The sequence below is a fragment of the Rhodococcus sp. P1Y genome (assembly GCF_003641205.1).
Lineage (GTDB): Bacteria > Actinomycetota > Actinomycetes > Mycobacteriales > Mycobacteriaceae > Rhodococcoides.
On sequence record NZ_CP032762.1, the window covers coordinates 731,043 to 747,285 of the forward strand.

Consider the following 16,243-nt stretch of genomic DNA (forward strand, 5'->3'; position numbering starts at 1 on the left):
CCGGATCATAAAGTTCTGAGGTGTTCGACAACTGTGTCGGCGGCCCAGGCTTCGTATTCAACCGATGACCAACCGCACGCTCTCACGAAGTGGTCGTAAGCCCCATGCGACAGTGTGTAAGCCAACGCGTCCGCTACCTTCAGCTTAGCTTCGGTAGTGGATGTCTTGCCGAATTGTCGGTCGATCAGACCGTAGATCTGTTGTCGCTGAGCGTCTCGCAGATCGTCGACCAGTCGCCGCGCGGCAGCGTCGATGTCGGCAGCAGCGCCCAGCGCACGATGCATTCCCGCCGATCGCTCGAACTGGCGAATCAACGGGCCCAGAACTTGACGGACGGAAGCGGAGTCGGACACGTCGACTTCTGGCACTGACCCCGCCGTCATCCGTCCATCCGGGCTCGACGGCAAGAATCTGCGCTCGAACGCAGAACGAAGAAGCTGAACTTTCGGTCCCAACGCGTTCACTGTCTCGACACTGACACCGGCGCGCTTGGCAATGGACCGCATGGTCGTGCCTCCGTACCCCTGTGTCTCGAACAGCTCGGCGGCTGCGTCGACAACGGCGTGTCGCGTGAGCAAGGCTGCGCCTTCCCGGGCGGGCGAGTGGTAACTCCGCTTGTCTGCCATTCGACCATCCTAATTCGGTACAGTGTCGATGTGATCAAATGAGTCCTAGAACCGGGAGTGTGCATGGCTTCGATCTTGTTCTGTTCAGGTCCGTTTACCGGCCACGTCGCGCCCACGCTGCCTATCGCAACCGAACTCGTACGCCTCGGCCACCGAGTTCATGTGACTACCGGACGAGCGTTCGAATCCAAGGTCGCCTCCACCGGGGCGTCGTGGCATCCCCTTCCGGCATCGGCTGATTTCGACGAACACGACCTCGACGCCGAATTCCCCTCCGGTCGCTGCGCGGCGCTAGGAAGGCCCAGTACGACCTCGAGCACATCTTCGTCGAACCGATTGCGGACCAATCGATCAGCGTCGATCAGATTGTCGAGAAGGAGTCGATCGACGTCATTGTGGTCGAGACAATGTTCTTCGGGGCCATTCCCCTTGTGCTGCGTCCGAGCGCATCCAGACCTCGCGTCGTAGCATTGGGAAGCAATCCTCTCTCCCTTCCCACACGCGATCGACCGCCGACTGGGTTGGGGTGGCTGCCCGCCCAGTCTTGGCTCGGTCGAGTGAGAAACGCGGCGTCGAACGCCGCAGTCCGGTCTGTGGTGCTGCGATCGCTGCAACAGACCGCTGAGCGTCGGGTTCGTTCCAGAGGCTCTGAGCTACCGATATCTTTCTTGGACTGGGTGACCTTGGTGGACGATATTGTCCAGCTGACAGTTCCAGGGTTCGAGTACCCCCTGCCGGAGCGGTACGACCAGAAGGTGCATTTCGTGGGTCCATTGTCCGTGAGTTCTGTCGACTCTCACCCTCTGCCTTCATGGTGGAACGACCTGGATACCCGGAAACCCACCGTCTTGGTGACGCAGGGATCAGCCGAGCTGGACCTTGATCAGCTCGTGCTGCCCACTATCAGCGCCCTGGCAGATCGGGACATGAACGTGCTGGTCGCCGTCGGCGACGGCGACATTGGACGGAACCACCCGCTGCCGGACAACGTGTACATTGCCCGGCACCTTCCGTACGACAATGTGTTTCCATCGCTGTCGTGTTTCGTGACGAACGGTGGCTACGGAGGCGTCAATTTTGCTCTTCGCCACGGCATTCCCGTCGTCGCTGCAGGTCGCTCACAGGACAAGGCAGACGTCGTGGCCCGAGTTCGATGGAGCGGCATCGGTATTGGTATTGCACGCCAGTCGGTCGCACCTGCTCTGATACGAAAAGCTGTCGACCGAGTCTGCAACGACAGCGGATTCGTTTCTCGGGCTGCGCAATTGCGACGCCAGGCATCGGCGTCGCCTGGCATGGCTGGTGCTGTCGAAATAATCGTGTCCGGAATCCAATAGTCGTTACCGCATCACCGGTCGATCGACTTGCGTAGAACGATCGCCCCGGCGATATGCCCGTCGGGGACGAGATCATCTTCGACTATTCGGTATCCGGCCCGCTCATACAGTCGGATGTTGCGGGTGCTGCGTGCACCGGTGAACAACTCGAATGTCCGCGTATGCGAGGGCGCGAGTTGCTCGACTCGATCGAGTAGGTGTCGGCCCAATCCCTGTCCGGCCAGATCCGGCGCCACCATCAGCCGACCGATCTCCCAGGTGTCGTCAATTGGTCGGCCCCGAACAGCGCCAACCAGCCGGTGTCCGTCGCGAACGGTCAAAACCGACCACTGAGTGACCCATGTTCTGACCTCATCCAAGGTCTCGAGCAGGGGCGGGATGTCAAGGGTGTCGTTGACCAACGCTTCCTCAACCCAGCAACACCGCTGTAGAACGAGCAATTCGGCGGCGGCGGTTGCATCGGCTCTACGAACCGGAAGCACAGTGGCGGAATCCATCATCACATCCCATCACACCGGCTCTCCTCCGCAGGCGACGCAAACGCACGCGCGAACCGGTTACGGCAATCTTGCCGACACGATTCTGAGCCCGACGATGCCGGCGATGGGGAACGCCGCTGCCACACACCAGGGCACCGACGCTCCCCATCCGGTCTCGGGAGCTGCATCGATCACTGCGCCGATGATCACCGAGCCAACCAGCACTCCGATACCGCCGACCGACGCCATGAATCCGTAGTACGACCCGAGGCGCCGCTCGGCCGCGAGCAGCGGCACGAGATCACGCGCCTGCGGCAAGGCGATCATCTGACCGAGGGCCAGCAGAAGCACGAACACGCCGGCCGGGACCAAACCGATCAGCCCGCTCATCCCGAGTGGCGTCGACACGGCCACCACTACGAACGACACCGCCACCACGACGAACCCGACGGGCAGCACCACCCGCGGCGAGAACCGCGCCGCCACACGGGTAACGGACATCTGCGCAGTGACGACGAAGACGGCCGATATCGCAAAGAACCATCCCAACACCGTTTGCGATCCCCACGCCCTTTCCACTTCGAGCGGAAGCAGAAGATACAGCTGGTTGTACGCGACCAGTTGCGCGCTCATCGCCAACGCGAACAGCACGAACACTCTGTTGCGCACCACGTCCCTCCACCCGGCCAGCCAGGACTCGCCGCGATGCGGTCCCGGTCCACCAGGCAGCCAAACAGCATGTGCAGCAATGACAACGACGAAGATTGCTGCCGCGACGAGACACGCGAGACGGAAGTCTGCCAGCAGCAACAGCGAGCCGAGAAGGGGACCGAAGAACGAACCGATCTGGTTGCACACCGAAAGCAATGCAAAGGTCTGCACCCGGGTCGGGCCACCGGCGCTCTCGCCCTTGCCTGCCTCGATGGCAATTGCAGACTCGACTGCCGGAGAGAACAACGCGGCAGCGAATCCGACTGCGACCGTCGCCGCCGCCACAGCGATCAGGGAGTCGGCGAACGCGAGCCCGATGAAGCCGAGCACGCGAATCGCACATCCGGTGAGAACGACGGGCTTGATGCCGAACCGGTCGGCGAGGGTGCCGCCGACGAAGAACAACCCTTGTTGCGAGAACGTTCGGATGCCCAGCACAACACCGACCATCGCTGCACCGAGTCCGAGGTCGCCCGTCAGGTGGACCGACAGATAGGGCAGGACCATGAAGAAACCGAGGTTGAACGTCAGCTGAGTCAGGACGAGCAACCGGATCGTGGGGGTCGCACGCGACATCTCGTTGATGAACGACCAGCGCCATCCGCGCTGCCGTTCGTCGGCGCCCGCCGTCACGCCACACTCCTGTCGTCGTTTTCTCTTGCGGCGACGGTACCGCGCTTCGATGTGACTCCGGGCCGCGCAATAGGTTAGCCTATCCGAGTTCGTCGCCATCTCCGTCTGCGCGGGTGTAACGCGCACCTTTTCGCGTGAACACTCACGTCTGGTTCACCCGAAAGAGTTGTCAACTGTGAGTGCGATTCTCAGGCGCATCGGCGCCATGACGACGCTGGCCCTCGCGGCCGGCATGATCGCCGCCTGCGGCGAGTCCGAAGCCGTATCCGAGGTCGAGACCATCGGCGGCAACGGCGAAACCAGCTACCCCCTCGTTCTCGACAACTGCGGGCAGTCGATCACGATCGACGCACCCCCGCAGCGCGTCGTCTCGCTGGACCAGAACTCGACCGAGATTCTGCTGTCGCTGGGGTTGCAGGACCGCATGGTCGGAACTGCGTCGTGGACCGACCCGGTGCGGGAGAACCTCGCGGCCGCCAACGCGGACGTTCCGAGACTCGCGGACAACGCACCGACCTACGAGGTCGTGCTCGATGCGGACCCGGATTTCGTCACGGCGTCGTTCGGCCGTCACTTCAAGGACGGCGGCGTCGCCGACCGAGCGCGATTCGCCGAGACCGGCACCGGAACCTATCTGTCTCCAACCGACTGCGACAATGGAGTCAGTATCAACGGCGGCGGAACCAGAACCAACGCTCTGACGATCGATTCGCTCTACCAGGAGATCACCGAGGTCGCCGAGGTCTTCGACGTCCAGGACCGGGGCGAAGCACTCGTGACGGACCTCCAGGAACGTCTGGCCGCCGCTACCGACGGAATGTCCGCGTCGGGAGATTCGATGGCGTTCTGGTTCGCCGACACCAAGAGCCCCTACGTCGCGGGTGGCCTCGGATCGGCAAACCTCATCGCGACGACGGTCGGTGCCACCAACGCCTACTCCGACATCGACGACGACTGGCCCGCCGTCGGCTGGGAGACGATGGTCGACCGGGACCCGTCCGTGCTCGTCCTCGGCGATCTACTGCGCGCCCGGTTCCCCGGTGACCTCTTGGCGGACAAGATTGCCTTCCTCGAATCGGACCCGGTCACCAGCACGATGACAGCGGTGCGGAACAAGCGGTACATCTCGCTGCACGGCGCCGAGATGAACCCGTCGATCAGGCTCGTCGACGGTGTCGAGAAGGTCGCCGCGGGGCTCCGCGAGATGGGCCCGCAGTCCTGAACACGACAACACCCACCCAGGCGCCGGTGGCACGACGGCAGATAGGGCTGCCTGTCGTCATGGCATCGGGCATGGTGTTACTTCTCGTCTCGGTCGCGGTTGCGATGACGCTTGGACCGGCCGATGTCTCCCTGGTCAACGTCCGAGACGTGGTCACGAACCATCTGGGGTTGACCGATATCCCAGTTCGGATGTCCAAGAACGCAATCGTCTGGGAAGAACGTCTACCCAGAAGCCTCGTCGCCGCGGCGTGCGGCAGCGGTCTTGGCATCTGCGGCGTGATCATGCAGTCCCTGCTGCGCAATCCATTGGCCGATCCGTTCGTCCTCGGCATCAGTTCGGGTGCATCCACGGGCGCCGTCGTCGTCGGTGTCCTCGGAATCGGCGGCGCCGCATTGGGATTGTCGGGCGGCGCATTCATCGGCGCCCTCGTCGCGTTCGGGCTCGTGCTCCTGCTCGCTCAGCTCTCGGGCGGCAACAACGACAGGGTCATTCTCGCGGGAGTTGCGAGCACGCAGCTGTTCTCGGCCCTCACCTCGCTGGTCATCTTTGCCTTCGCGGACTCCGACGAGACCCGCGGCGTCATGTTCTGGCTCCTCGGTTCGCTCGAAGGAGTGCGTTGGAACGACGTCGTCCTATGCATGACCGTGGTGGCATTCGGCGTCGCGATCTGTTTCTACTACGCCTACGTTCTCGACGCGTTCAGCTTCGGCAACGAGGTGGCGTCATCCCTCGGAATCCCCGTGCGCACCGCACGAACAGCGCTGCTCGTGGTCACCGCGCTCATCACCGCGACCCTCGTCAGCGTGGCCGGCGCCATCGGGTTCGTCGGGCTCGTACTTCCCCATGCCGCACGGTTTCTCATCGGATCTCGCCACGTCAGACTGATTCCTGTGACCGCGCTGATGGGCGCGGTTTTCATGGTGTGGGTCGACGCCGTTTCCCGTGTCGCTTTCGCACCGACGCCGCTCCCCGTAGGCGTCGGCACCGCGCTCGTGGGTGTTCCTGCATTCATCGCCATCCTGTCCAGGCGAAAGAAGTCGGCATGACGCTCGCTGCGGACAAGGTGAGTTGGCAGCGCGGGCGCGCCCTCGTCGTCGACGGCGTCTCGTTGCTCCCCGAACCGGGTGACACCGTCGGCCTTCTCGGACCCAACGGCTCCGGCAAGTCGTCTCTACTGCAGTTGATGAACGGTGCGGTGCGGCCCACGTCGGGAGTTGTCACGCTCGACGGCGCCGAGTTGGGTGGTATGCGTCGGCGCGAGATCGCGAAAGCCGTTGCGTGGGTGAGCCAGCACGCGGATACGGACTTCGACATCACCGTTGCCGACGTCGTCCGCCTGGGCCGGATTCCGCACCGCGGTGCTTTCGGAGGAAACGCTACGGCAGACGCCGCGGCTGTCGACTCGGCGCTGGCTCATACGGGGTTGACCGACAAGGCGCACCGTCTGTGGCACGAACTCTCAGGTGGCGAACGCCAGCGAGCCCAGATCGCTCGGGCGCTCGCCCAGGAACCGCGCGAGTTGTTGTTGGACGAACCAACCAATCATCTCGACATTCATCATCAGCTCGAGTTGTTGTCTCTCGTTGCGCGACTACCTATTACGAGCATCATCGCCCTACACGACCTCAATCTGGCCGCGATGTTCTGCACACAGCTCATCGTTCTGTCCGAGGGACGCGTTGTCGCAGCGGGCTCACCGGCGGACGTGTTGACCGAGGAGCTGATCGCCGAGGTCTACCACGTGCGAGCCAAGGTCAGCACGGATGGGCCGGACGACCGCCTGTTCATCAGATTCGAGCTTTAGGAACACCCTCTAGCGAAACGCCAACGCGACCTGGTCCTCGAGCTCGGCGATGAGGGCGTCGTCGGACTGCGCCCCGCAGATCTGGAGCCAGTTGGCGAGCATCCGGTGCCCACCCTGGGTGAGAATCGACTCCGGGTGGAATTGAACGCCGTGAATCGGGAGCTCGCGGTGCCGCATGGCCATGACCAGACCCGAGGCAGTGCGGCCGGTGACTTCCAGCTCGTCGGGAATCGTGTTCTCCTCGACAGTCAACGAGTGGTATCGCGTGGCCGTGAAGGGCTGCGGTAGACCCGCGAGGACTCCGACGCCGACGTGCTCGATCGAACTGGTCTTGCCGTGCAACAGCTCGGGCGCGCGGTCGACCGTGGCACCGAAGGCCGCGCCGATCGCCTGATGACCGAGACACACCCCGAGAAGAGGGGTCTTCTCCTTCGCAGCCGCGGTGACGAGGTCCATCGTCGCGCCCGCGCGTTGCGGCGTTCCTGGTCCTGGGCTCAGCAGAATGCCGTCGAAGTCTCGTGCGACCGCTGCCCTGTCGTCGAGCCGAGGGTCGTCGTTGCGCCAGACGTCTGCGTTCACTCCGAGCTGACCCAGGTACTGGACGAGGTTGAAGACGAAGCTGTCGTAGTTGTCGACGACCAGAATGCGCATGGGGCCAGAATAGGCCCACCGTCTTGTGTCTCTCCGGTTCACCCTGGCTGGGCGTACCGCAGACGAATCGACCCGTCGTATGCCGGTACCTCCACGTTGCCCTGCACGTCGGCGCTGTAGCCGAGTCCGTATCGCACTGCGTACTGCCGATACACCGTGACCCCTGGCTCATCGGCCAATGCAGCGGACAACATGGCCGGATCACCGATCGCAGCCATCACGTACGGCGGGCTGTAGGTACGGCCGCCGAGAAGCAGCGTATTGCCGATGCAGCGCGGCGCGACCTGACCGGTGATGCGCTGATCCTGCATCGCCACCGCGCGCGCTCCCCCCGACCACAGCGCGTTGAGCACGCTTTGCACGTCCTGCTGATGCACGACGAGGTCGTCCGGCGAGGCGTCGGCGACATACCGTCCGTCCTGGCCCCGCGCCGCGTCGGTCAGGGTGACGACGACGCCGGGGCCGGACTCGGCGCGCAGGCCTGCCGGCTCCTCGAGTGGTGTTGCCTGGGCCAGCGCGTCGGCGACGTTCGAGTCGAGGGCACCTGCGGTGTTCCGGAGTTCGGTGAGCCGTGCAGCCAACTCGTCACGTGTGCGCTCGGTGGCGTCGGCGCTTGTTTGCGCGCCGCGGACGAGGCTCGACAGCCTCGTGGTGTCGCTGCGACGGATCTCGTCGCCGTGCGAGAACTGCCTCGTGGTGGACAGCAAGACGCCTGCAACCAGACACACCACCACCACGAGCACCTGCCATACGTACGACGCGGCAGAGCGGGCGTGCGGGTTGTCCCTCGCCATCACTCCTCCGATGTTCCCTGATGTATGTGCCGATGTGTATGGGTCGATGCGTGGGTGTGCACCGACGTGGGTGCGCTGAGCTAGCGTGTACAGGGCATGTGCGCAAAATTGGGCACGTGACAGCACCGAACGCTACCTGCTCCTGTGCCTCGTCGATGTGAGGGTTTGGGGCCGCGTCCGAGCCAGTTTCATCCACAGGCTCCACAGCGGTTGTCCACAACCTTGCATCCTCGCCGCACCGAGGCCGAGTGAGCGCGTCGGTGCAGGCGAACGACAGCGAAGGGGAAACTATGCCGAAGTCCAAGGTCCGGAAGAAGAAGGACTATGTCATCGCACCGGGAACACGTACGCCCGGTTCGGTCAAAGCGGGCCCGTCGAGTCCGTTCTACGTTGCGGTCATGCTCGGATTCATGCTGGTCGGGCTCCTGTGGCTCCTGGTCTACTACTTGGCTGCCGAGGACATCTCGTGGATGAACAATCTCGGCGCCTGGAACTTCCTCATCGGTTTCGGATTCATGGTTGTCGGTCTGGTCATGACCATGCGGTGGCGATGATCGAGTCCGCAGACGGCAGCGTCGGCGTTCGAGTTACACGCGTGTTATTCATCCCCAATGTGGATAAAGCCTGTGGATAAAGGATCTTCCCATCCACAGGGTGTGGATAGACGGGCATGGGCAACACCGTTGCCCGCCGTGATCGCACTGTTCGTCGGTGGATTTTCCCTGGTCGGAGCGTCGCTGCTGACATCGACCGATACGGCCGGCCGATTTCTGATCTCGATTGCCGCGTTGGGGCTGTGGATAATCGGCGCTCTCGCGGCCTACCAGCGTCCTCGTCTGTGGATAAACGACGAGACGTTGTCGATGAAGCGACTGACGGGCGTCCGTTCCTACCGACGCGATGAAATCGCGCGGATCAAGATCTCGAAGTATCCGAGGCTGGGGCGACGCGTGCCGATGTTGGAGATCGACGTCCGGCGTGCAGGTGAGGACGACGACCGACTGGTCATCTTCGGTAGATGGGACCTGGGAACCGATCCACAGGACGTGTTCGACGCCCTGGATCAATACGGGTTCGTACCGCGCGAGCGCTGACGCCGGTCGGCCGAGATTCGACCGCTCTTACAGACCCATCTGCGAACGCAGGTCGAGAATCCGGAACGCGATGACGGCGAGCGCGAGCACAGCGACACCCGCCACTGCACACCAGCCGACCATCGATGCGCGGCGTCGATCATTGCCGCCGACCACGTTCGGGAGGAACAGGATCCCCGCGGTCGCGAGAGCACCCGCGACGAGACCACCCATGTGGCCCCACAGCGAAATCCCGGGAATCGAGATGCTGATGACCACATTGAGGCCGATCACCACCAAAACGGGCGTCGGACTTCGCCTGAGTTTGAGCAGGATGACCGCTTGGGCGCCGAGAAGCCCGAAAATCGCGCCCGACGCGCCAGCCGTCAGGCTGATGGGCGCCTCGAGGATCATCACCGACGCGCTGCCTCCGAGCAGCGACACCGCGTACACAGCCACGTAGCGTGCTCGGCCGAGGATGGCCTCCACATCACGCCCGATGATGTACAGCGCGAACATGTTGACGAGCAAATGGATCGGGCCGAAGTGTAAGAAGCCGCTCCCGATGAGACGTTCGACGTCTCCGGTTGCCACGGCGGGTGGGAACAATGCCCACGAGTCGAACAGAGACGAGTCCGCGCTGTTGTCGAGCAGGCTGCGGGATTGCAGTGCCGTCGCCGCGAAGGCGAGCACGTTCAGACCCATCAGGATGTACGTGACGAGCCCGAACGTGCCGCTGGCGGGCGCCCCGGCAACCGTCCGCGCCTGGCGGACGTTCGCGTTGCCGGCACGGACACAGTCAACGCAGTGCTGCCCGACGGCGGCGGCCTGCAGGCACTGAGGGCATGCAGGCCGGCCGCACCTAGAGCACGCCAGCGATGTAGGACGATCGGGGTGCCGAACACACGTCGACCGAGATGGGGTCGGCTCGTTACCGTACGGGCCACCCCAGCCGGGGTTCGTCATCGAAAATCGTCCTCAGTGTCTGTGCGAATATGCCGGAACGGGGCGTGTCAGGCCGGGTGTGTCAGGCCAGCGTGATGCTGTTGATGACAACCTCGTCGACCGGACGGTCGCCGCGGCCGACCGGGGTACCGGAGATGGCGTCGACGACCTTCTTCGACGCCTCGTCGGTGACCTCACCGAAGATGGTGTGCTTGCGGTTGAGGTGAGGGGTCTTGCCGGTGGTGATGAAGAACTGCGATCCGTTGGTTCCCGGTCCGGCGTTGGCCATGGCGAGCAGGTACGGACGGTCGAACGAGAGCTCGGGGTGGAACTCGTCGGCGAACTTGTAACCCGGTCCACCTGCGCCGGTGCCGGTCGGGTCACCGCCCTGAATCATGAAGCCGTCGATCACGCGGTGGAACACGGCGCCGTCGTAGAACGGTCCCGAGTTGCCACCGGATGCGTTGGCAGTGGTGTAGTCCTTCGATCCGTCCGCGAGACCGGTGAAGTTCTCTACGGTTTTCGGCGCGTGGTTGCCGAACAGTTCGATGACGATGTCGCCGCGGTTGGTGTGCAGCGTGGCCGTGGATGTCTTGTTTGGTGAAGTCACCCCACCATCGTGCCATTGACCCGCTCTCGACCGATCGGTGACGGTCTTTCCTCGCGTCGATATGAAACAGTGGACCCATGACGACCACATCGAAGTCCTCGCGGTTTCGCACTGTCGCTGTGAGTTCCGGGGGCACTCTGGCCAAGGCTGCAAAGGTGTTCGGAACGGGGTCGGCAGGCCTGGGTCTGCAGGTGGCGCAGCGCGGTTACACACTCGCCCGCCGCAGTGCAGAACGACGCAGCGCCCAGCGGTCGCTCGCTGCGCTGACCGGCCCGAAGCCGAAGTCGGCTTCTACCAGCACGAAAACGAGGAAATTCGTCGTCCTCGGATCGATAGTCGGCGTCGCCGTCGCTGCGGCGGTACTGGTCACACGACGCCGCAACACGTTTGTTCCGCCCGCCGACGCTCCCCCGAGCCTCGACGATTACGCCGACACTCCTCCGGGCCCGGATGGCGCTCGACTACCGCGCCACTCTGTTCAGTAAACCGCTTCGGTACGCCCTGAGACCACGAGTGCCACGTTCTGCTGAGTCACCGTTCCTTCCGACAGGTACTCGCTGTGACCGTGACTGTCCGCGTGATCACCGCCGGACCGGGTGGCCAACGGCCTCACTCCATCGATCTCGCTGGGGTCGGCGCCGAACAGACCGGTGTCGGCCACCAGGTCGTCGCGAGTTTCGGCTACGAACAGATGTCCAGGCGGGACCGACAACCGCTCGACGTTGTCGAAGCCGAGGCCGGGTGAACCGAGCGCGACCATGTCGTCGACGCCGGTGGTGTCCGCCCCCCGAAGCGCCAGCGCCGCTGTCAACGAGCCGTAGGAATGGCCGAGCAGTGTCAGATGGGGGTCTTGTGATCGGGCGGCGTCCAGTCCGTCGAGGAACGACCTCAGACGCGGCGCTCCCGTTGCCGCAGCCAACGGCGACATGACCGTCCGGCGTGGATCGAACAAACTCCACCCCAACTGCGGAGCCTGGTAATCCATCCACGTCACGCACGCGACCGTCTCTGTAGGCGGAACCAGTTGCTGCACAGTACTTCTCAAGGAATCCATATCACCGTCGTAGCGACGGACATCCGCACCGACCTCCGAATCCAGGCCGGGAACGAACACCGCAACATGTGAGGCCGTGTGTACATTTCCCACAGCGATCGCGGCCAACGTATCCGTAGCGCTCGAGTTGTCGAGCACCAGGAGCTGACGATGTCCCTCGTCGAGGACGTCGGCAATCTCGTCGAGCGCGGCAATACGCTTCAGTGTCTGCTCCAACCCGGCATCTGCGTTGTCGAACAGACCGCCGAATACGTTGGCCTGCAGAGTGCTCTCGAGGTCCTCGGCAACCTGCTCCAGGCGATCGCGTTCGCTCACCAACATTCGTCTGTTGGCCGCGTCCCTGACGTCGGCGGGAATGCCGTCGAGGTTCCCGATAGACCCTGGGTCGTCGACCAGGATCGACGTTCGCTCGGACCGAGTGAGTAGGTCCCACCACGTTGCGTTGGCCGCGGCGAGACCTGGCGACGTCGACGACGCCGTGGCGACGGGCGCGCTGGGCGTGAACGGCTCCGGGGCCACAGCCGAACGGAGTCGGGATGCGGCTTCGGTGTCGATCTCCGAGGCACGACGAATCACCTCGGCGACGGATGCCTCCAGTTCACGGAGCATGCGCATCCTCGATCTGGCTGCGTCCCAGGCATCTTCGGCGCCCGTCGCATACGACGTTAGGCCGTCGGTGACAGCGCCATCCTGATCGATGGGCATCGTGTTGTCGGTGCTGGTCGACTCACATTCCCGAACGACTGCCCGGATTGGATACATGCGATCGGTGGTGTCGGCTACACACTGCCCGACGTACTCCAATTGCCGCGCGGACGCCTGGTTCTCGGCGATCGCGCGCCGCAGGTCTGCTTTCGCCGCGCCGCCGGCGTCTCCCGACCAGTCGAGCCGCTGAAGTTCCCATTCCAGATTCTCGATGCCCACGGTGAGTGAGTGCGCAGCCTCGGTGAACCGTCGCGCTACCAGTGCGATCTCCGACGGGTCCCAGCGGCAGATATCAGTCCACGACACCATGTTCGAAACCCCCCTGGGATCAAATCGGGCGGCGGTTGCCGTCGATCCAAGGGAAGTAAACAACAGCGCAGGACGGCGCCGAGAAATCTATCCCCAGACTGTGGATAGATTCTGTGGAGTACTTCTCAACGCGCTATTCTCCACTCCGATTCGTCGGGCCCGGAGTCCTCGGTCCGACTGACTTTCGACGGACGACTGCGCTTGGCGCGGTACAGATCCGCGTCGGCAGCTCGGTAGATCTCGGCCCATCGGCGTGCGGCAGGCATGGTCACGAGACCGACGCTCCACTCCGCACGATGCGCACGGCGGAGACGGTCGACGATCTGCCACGCCTCGGCTTCCAGAACCCCTGGCATGAACAGGACGAACTCGTCGCCGCCGAGCCTGCCCAAAACGTCTCGACGGCTCAACTCCGCCTTCCATGCCTTCGACACCCGGGCGAGGAGTACGTCGCCCGCGATATGACCGTATTCGTCGTTGATCTGTTTGAAATGGTCGAGGTCGAGCACCGCCATGCTGACCGACAGACCCCGGGCTGCACACGCGGGCAACATCTTCTCGACTTTCGATTCGAAACCGAATCTGTTGAGAAGCCCAGTGAGCGCGTCGTGGGTGGCCGAGTACCGCATACGTCGGGCGAAGGCTCCGAAGACCTCGGTCGCTCCGACTACACCGAGTGCGATGAGAACGAAGGAAATGAACGACGATTCGTACGGCCCGATCGATGCTCCGAGGACTGCCGACAGCGCGAGCGTGGCAACCCAGAACCCCGCGTTGCGCTCCGACCAGAAGGCCCCGATGTGCATACCGAGAAACATCGTCGACAGAACGCAGACCAAGAAGGCCGACATCGTGTAGCTCGCCGAGAAGGACAGGGCCACAGCAAGGATCCCCATGAACGTGACGACACCGATCGTCCGTTTCGGACTGGGCGCCCGCGACCGCATCAGTGTCACGGCCGACGCAATTCCGAGCGCCAACACGACCACGATCGCCAGCCGTCGCCACGGACCAGCGACGCTCCACGACGCACTGCCGCTCGCGACGTACAGCAGAGTGGTGGCGACGATGTACACGAACAGGGTGATTCCGGATTCGTCGAGTTTCGCTGTCTTGGACAGCATCCGGTCGATCATCCGACGCACGCCCCGCTACGGCAACAAACAAGGGTCGGGGTGGAGCCTCCACGGATAAGAATCCGCACTCTGCCACCTCCCCAGGACATCGCGTTCAGCGTCTACGGCGACGTCTGTCGTGCGGGACTTTAACACCTTCCGCATGCTTTGGAGCTGTTACCAGGCGAGAGCGCAGCGGTGCGGAGTGACCCAGGCAGCGAGAGCGCGGCGGTGCGGTTTGGCGGTGTCAGGAGGCGAGTTCGGCGCGGGCGGCTTCGCGGGCGAGGAGACGATCGCGTGATTCTTCGAACTTCGACGCCTTGGCGGACAGCTCTTCGACGAACACTGCGAGTCGGTCGCGGTCTTTTTCTCCCGCTGTTGAGAAGTCGTCGCGGTCGAAAATTCGCCAGTGGCGAAGGACCGGGAGCAGAACTTCGTCCAGGTGCTGACGGAGATCGTAGATGCCGTGTTTGGCCAGCGCCATCGCGTTCTTGCGGAAGTTCGGCATGTTGAGTCCGGGCATCGCGAAGTCGGTGGCCACGTCGGCGATCGCCCTGACCATCTGGTCGGGCGTGAGGTCCAGCGCCGCCGAGCCGAGGTTGCGGTAGAAGATCATGTGCAGGTTCTCGTCCGCGGCGATCCGCGCGAGCATGCGGTCGGCGATCTCGTCACCACACGCAAGTCCGGTGTTGCGGTGTGACACTCTCGTGGCCAGTTCCTGCAGCGTCACGTATGCAACAGAGTGCAGGAAGTTCGCGCCGTCCATAGGGGCGTCGACACCGGTGGTCATGTGCTGCATGCGGGCGCGTTCGAGCTCTACGGGATCGACAGCACGCGTGACGACGAGATAGTCCCTCATCACGATTCCGTGGCGGTTTTCCTCGGCCGTCCATCGGCCCACCCAGGTACCCCAGGCACCGTCCAACGAGAAGTTGTCGGCCAGACCTCGGTGGTAGGAGGGCAAATTGTCCTCGGTGAGGAGGTTGGTGATCATCGCGACACGTGCGAGTTCGGAGAGGTTGGACTGAGACTCGTCCCAGTCCTGCCCACCCATGGCGGCAAAGTTGCGTCCCTCGTCCCACGGAATGTAATCGTGCGGATGCCATTCCTTGGAAATCGACAGATGACGGTTCAGATTCTGTTCCATCGTCTCTTCGAGTTCCGTCAACAGCTCGGTATGGTCGAGATCGCGCATTGCTCGGTCCTTCGTACGGGTACAGCGGTGACTTCGCGGTCAGCCGTAGGCTATGCCCGGCGTGTCGGGTGCGTCACGGGACCACGGTGATGTCTGGAGAAGTCCACATTCGCGCAACCAGTCTCTGGTTGGGATCACAGTTGGCAGTTTCTCGTACATAGTTGGCATTACTGCCACTGTTGTCGTAGCGCCCCGAGGCAGACACTGAAGCTCATGACGACATTCATCGCACTCGCATCGATACTCGTGTTCGTCCACATCGGCATGATCACCTACGCACGGCACGCATCATCGGCGGCCGTCCGGAAACTATGGGCAAGTCCTTACCGCTACGACTTCTTCCGGCCCGCCGATCCATGTAACTGACGGCGCTACCGCCGATCCATGTAACTGACGGCGCTACCGACACAGCGCCCCGAAGACGAAAAAGACGCTCAACCGAAGTTGAGCGTCTCATTCCGAACACATATGCACTTGTGGAGCCTAGGAGATTCGAACTCCTGACATCTGCCTTGCAAAGGCAGCGCTCTACCAACTGAGCTAAGGCCCCGGATCCTGCGTGACGAGCGTTCCAAACATTACCTGCTCGTACCCCGCGATGTCACCTTACTCGATACTCACTCCGAACCCTGTCGCAATTCGAAAGTGCTGGCGCACTTCGCAATTACGTCGTTCGTCGGAGCAACCGGCCCAAATTTCAGGCTGCGGTGACTTCGTGCCACACGCCATCTCCGCTACGGGCATCCCGCACCTTCGACACCGCTACTGCCACTGTCACCAACACGCCGATCCAGACGAGAAACTTCACAGAATCTCACCTCTTCGTCGTGTTCGGTGTGGGCCTAGGAGGACTTGAACCTCCGACCTCTTCCTTATCAGGGAAGCGCTCTAACCGCCTGAGCTATAGGCCCTCGTACCTCGATTCGGGAGAATAATTCTCTTCCCGAACCGAGGAGTGAGGTTACCGTATCGAACCG

General features: G+C 63.1%; 18 protein-coding genes and 2 tRNA genes. 8 read left to right on the forward strand and 12 right to left on the reverse strand.

From position 1 onward, the window contains the following. Positions 1–5: 5 nt before the first annotated feature. Entirely contained in the window at positions 6–626 is a 621-nt protein-coding gene (locus D8W71_RS03455) for a TetR/AcrR family transcriptional regulator (protein ID WP_121111022.1), read from the reverse strand. A gap of 686 nt (positions 627–1,312) precedes the next feature. Between D8W71_RS03455 and D8W71_RS03460 the strand changes: the two genes are divergently transcribed. Beyond that, a complete protein-coding gene (locus tag D8W71_RS03460) occupies positions 1,313–1,963 on the forward strand; it encodes a glycosyltransferase (RefSeq protein ID WP_161965395.1) in 651 nt (216 codons plus the stop codon). A gap of 11 nt (positions 1,964–1,974) precedes the next feature. Here D8W71_RS03460 and D8W71_RS03465 read toward each other — a convergent pair whose 3' ends face one another. Together D8W71_RS03465 and D8W71_RS03470 are read right to left on the reverse strand one after the other, a co-directional pair. Then, the gene (locus tag D8W71_RS03465; protein ID WP_121111026.1) at positions 1,975–2,460 is read right to left on the reverse strand and encodes a GNAT family N-acetyltransferase; all 486 of its coding nucleotides are present in this window, start codon (positions 2,458–2,460) and stop codon (positions 1,975–1,977) included. 60 nt (positions 2,461–2,520) lie between these two features. Continuing rightward, positions 2,521–3,786, reverse strand: a complete 1,266-nt coding sequence (locus tag D8W71_RS03470) for an MFS transporter (protein WP_236077688.1) — start codon at positions 3,784–3,786, stop codon at positions 2,521–2,523. Positions 3,787–3,991: 205 nt separating this feature from the next. Here D8W71_RS03470 and D8W71_RS03475 point away from each other — a divergent pair, with 205 nt between their 5' ends. From D8W71_RS03475 to D8W71_RS03485, 3 genes are read left to right on the forward strand one after another with little or no spacing between them, the layout of a single operon-like run. After that, a complete protein-coding gene (locus tag D8W71_RS03475; protein WP_121118503.1) occupies positions 3,992–5,008 on the forward strand; it encodes an ABC transporter substrate-binding protein in 1,017 nt (338 codons plus the stop codon). A gap of 59 nt (positions 5,009–5,067) precedes the next feature. Further along, positions 5,068–6,057: a FecCD family ABC transporter permease gene (locus D8W71_RS03480; RefSeq protein WP_161965505.1), complete on the forward strand. Its 990-nt coding sequence runs from the start codon at positions 5,068–5,070 to the stop codon at positions 6,055–6,057. Next, complete coding sequence (locus D8W71_RS03485) at positions 6,054–6,815, forward strand: ABC transporter ATP-binding protein (RefSeq protein ID WP_121111030.1); 762 nt, start codon at positions 6,054–6,056, stop codon at positions 6,813–6,815. Before D8W71_RS03480 ends, D8W71_RS03485 begins: the two co-directional genes overlap by 4 nt. A gap of 9 nt (positions 6,816–6,824) precedes the next feature. Here D8W71_RS03485 and D8W71_RS03490 read toward each other — a convergent pair whose 3' ends face one another. Both D8W71_RS03490 and D8W71_RS03495 read right to left on the reverse strand, forming a co-directional pair. Further along, positions 6,825–7,466, reverse strand: coding sequence for an aminodeoxychorismate/anthranilate synthase component II (locus D8W71_RS03490; RefSeq protein ID WP_121111032.1), 642 nt, complete (start codon positions 7,464–7,466; stop codon positions 6,825–6,827). Positions 7,467–7,504: 38 nt separating this feature from the next. Further along, positions 7,505–8,260, reverse strand: coding sequence for a DUF881 domain-containing protein (locus tag D8W71_RS03495; protein WP_121111034.1), 756 nt, complete (start codon positions 8,258–8,260; stop codon positions 7,505–7,507). Between the two features lie 290 nt (positions 8,261–8,550). Between D8W71_RS03495 and crgA the strand changes: the two genes are divergently transcribed. Continuing rightward, positions 8,551–8,814, forward strand: coding sequence for a cell division protein CrgA (gene crgA, locus D8W71_RS03500; RefSeq protein WP_121118505.1), 264 nt, complete (start codon positions 8,551–8,553; stop codon positions 8,812–8,814). Between the two features lie 57 nt (positions 8,815–8,871). After that, positions 8,872–9,354 (forward strand): PH domain-containing protein, encoded by a 483-nt coding sequence (locus D8W71_RS03505; protein ID WP_201265241.1) that lies wholly within the window; start codon positions 8,872–8,874, stop codon positions 9,352–9,354. Between the two features lie 27 nt (positions 9,355–9,381). Here D8W71_RS03505 and D8W71_RS03510 read toward each other — a convergent pair whose 3' ends face one another. After that, positions 9,382–10,299, reverse strand: a complete 918-nt coding sequence (locus tag D8W71_RS03510) for a rhomboid family intramembrane serine protease (RefSeq protein ID WP_121111038.1) — start codon at positions 10,297–10,299, stop codon at positions 9,382–9,384. 61 nt (positions 10,300–10,360) lie between these two features. After that, positions 10,361–10,888, reverse strand: coding sequence for a peptidylprolyl isomerase (locus D8W71_RS03515; RefSeq protein WP_121111040.1), 528 nt, complete (start codon positions 10,886–10,888; stop codon positions 10,361–10,363). Between the two features lie 77 nt (positions 10,889–10,965). Here D8W71_RS03515 and D8W71_RS03520 point away from each other — a divergent pair, with 77 nt between their 5' ends. Then, entirely contained in the window at positions 10,966–11,373 is a 408-nt protein-coding gene (locus tag D8W71_RS03520) for a hypothetical protein (RefSeq protein WP_121111042.1), read from the forward strand. Here the strand turns inward: D8W71_RS03520 and D8W71_RS03525 are convergent. From D8W71_RS03525 to D8W71_RS03535, 3 genes are all read right to left on the reverse strand, one after another. Further along, entirely contained in the window at positions 11,367–12,956 is a 1,590-nt protein-coding gene (locus D8W71_RS03525; protein WP_121111044.1) for an alpha/beta hydrolase, read from the reverse strand. The genes D8W71_RS03520 and D8W71_RS03525 overlap by 7 nt on opposite strands. Positions 12,957–13,081: 125 nt before the next feature. Then, positions 13,082–14,080 (reverse strand): GGDEF domain-containing protein, encoded by a 999-nt coding sequence (locus tag D8W71_RS03530; protein WP_236077689.1) that lies wholly within the window; start codon positions 14,078–14,080, stop codon positions 13,082–13,084. A 238-nt stretch (positions 14,081–14,318) separates the two neighbouring features. Next, positions 14,319–15,266: an acyl-ACP desaturase gene (locus D8W71_RS03535; protein WP_121111048.1), complete on the reverse strand. Its 948-nt coding sequence runs from the start codon at positions 15,264–15,266 to the stop codon at positions 14,319–14,321. A 213-nt stretch (positions 15,267–15,479) separates the two neighbouring features. Here D8W71_RS03535 and D8W71_RS27285 point away from each other — a divergent pair, with 213 nt between their 5' ends. Continuing rightward, positions 15,480–15,632 carry a hypothetical protein gene (locus D8W71_RS27285; protein ID WP_153275301.1) on the forward strand — a complete coding sequence of 51 codons (153 nt, stop codon included), beginning with the start codon at positions 15,480–15,482 and terminating at the stop codon, positions 15,630–15,632. 111 nt (positions 15,633–15,743) lie between these two features. On the opposite strand, the gene D8W71_RS03540 is transcribed toward D8W71_RS27285, so the two are convergent. Together D8W71_RS03540 and D8W71_RS03545 are read right to left on the reverse strand one after the other, a co-directional pair. Next, positions 15,744–15,816 (reverse strand) — tRNA-Ala (locus D8W71_RS03540). A gap of 287 nt (positions 15,817–16,103) precedes the next feature. Then, a tRNA-Ile gene (locus D8W71_RS03545) sits at positions 16,104–16,177 on the reverse strand. Between the last annotated feature and the right edge of the window lie 66 nt (positions 16,178–16,243).

Coding starts and splice junctions, on each gene's coding strand:
- D8W71_RS03455 (WP_121111022.1), bottom strand. CDS start 626: ATGGCAGACAAGCGGAGTTACCACTCGCCCGCCCGGGAAGGCGCAGCC.
- D8W71_RS03465 (WP_121111026.1), bottom strand. CDS start 2,460: ATGGATTCCGCCACTGTGCTTCCGGTTCGTAGAGCCGATGCAACCGCC.
- D8W71_RS03475 (WP_121118503.1), top strand. CDS start 3,992: ATGACGACGCTGGCCCTCGCGGCCGGCATGATCGCCGCCTGCGGCGAG.
- D8W71_RS03480 (WP_161965505.1), top strand. CDS start 5,068: ATGGCATCGGGCATGGTGTTACTTCTCGTCTCGGTCGCGGTTGCGATG.
- D8W71_RS03485 (WP_121111030.1), top strand. CDS start 6,054: ATGACGCTCGCTGCGGACAAGGTGAGTTGGCAGCGCGGGCGCGCCCTC.
- D8W71_RS03490 (WP_121111032.1), bottom strand. CDS start 7,466: ATGCGCATTCTGGTCGTCGACAACTACGACAGCTTCGTCTTCAACCTC.
- D8W71_RS03495 (WP_121111034.1), bottom strand. CDS start 8,260: ATGGCGAGGGACAACCCGCACGCCCGCTCTGCCGCGTCGTACGTATGG.
- crgA (WP_121118505.1), top strand. CDS start 8,551: ATGCCGAAGTCCAAGGTCCGGAAGAAGAAGGACTATGTCATCGCACCG.
- D8W71_RS03505 (WP_201265241.1), top strand. CDS start 8,872: ATGTGGATAAAGCCTGTGGATAAAGGATCTTCCCATCCACAGGGTGTG.
- D8W71_RS03510 (WP_121111038.1), bottom strand. CDS start 10,299: ATGACGAACCCCGGCTGGGGTGGCCCGTACGGTAACGAGCCGACCCCA.
- D8W71_RS03520 (WP_121111042.1), top strand. CDS start 10,966: ATGACGACCACATCGAAGTCCTCGCGGTTTCGCACTGTCGCTGTGAGT.
- D8W71_RS03525 (WP_121111044.1), bottom strand. CDS start 12,956: ATGGTGTCGTGGACTGATATCTGCCGCTGGGACCCGTCGGAGATCGCA.
- D8W71_RS03530 (WP_236077689.1), bottom strand. CDS start 14,080: ATGCTGTCCAAGACAGCGAAACTCGACGAATCCGGAATCACCCTGTTC.
- D8W71_RS03535 (WP_121111048.1), bottom strand. CDS start 15,266: ATGCGCGATCTCGACCATACCGAGCTGTTGACGGAACTCGAAGAGACG.
- D8W71_RS27285 (WP_153275301.1), top strand. CDS start 15,480: ATGACGACATTCATCGCACTCGCATCGATACTCGTGTTCGTCCACATC.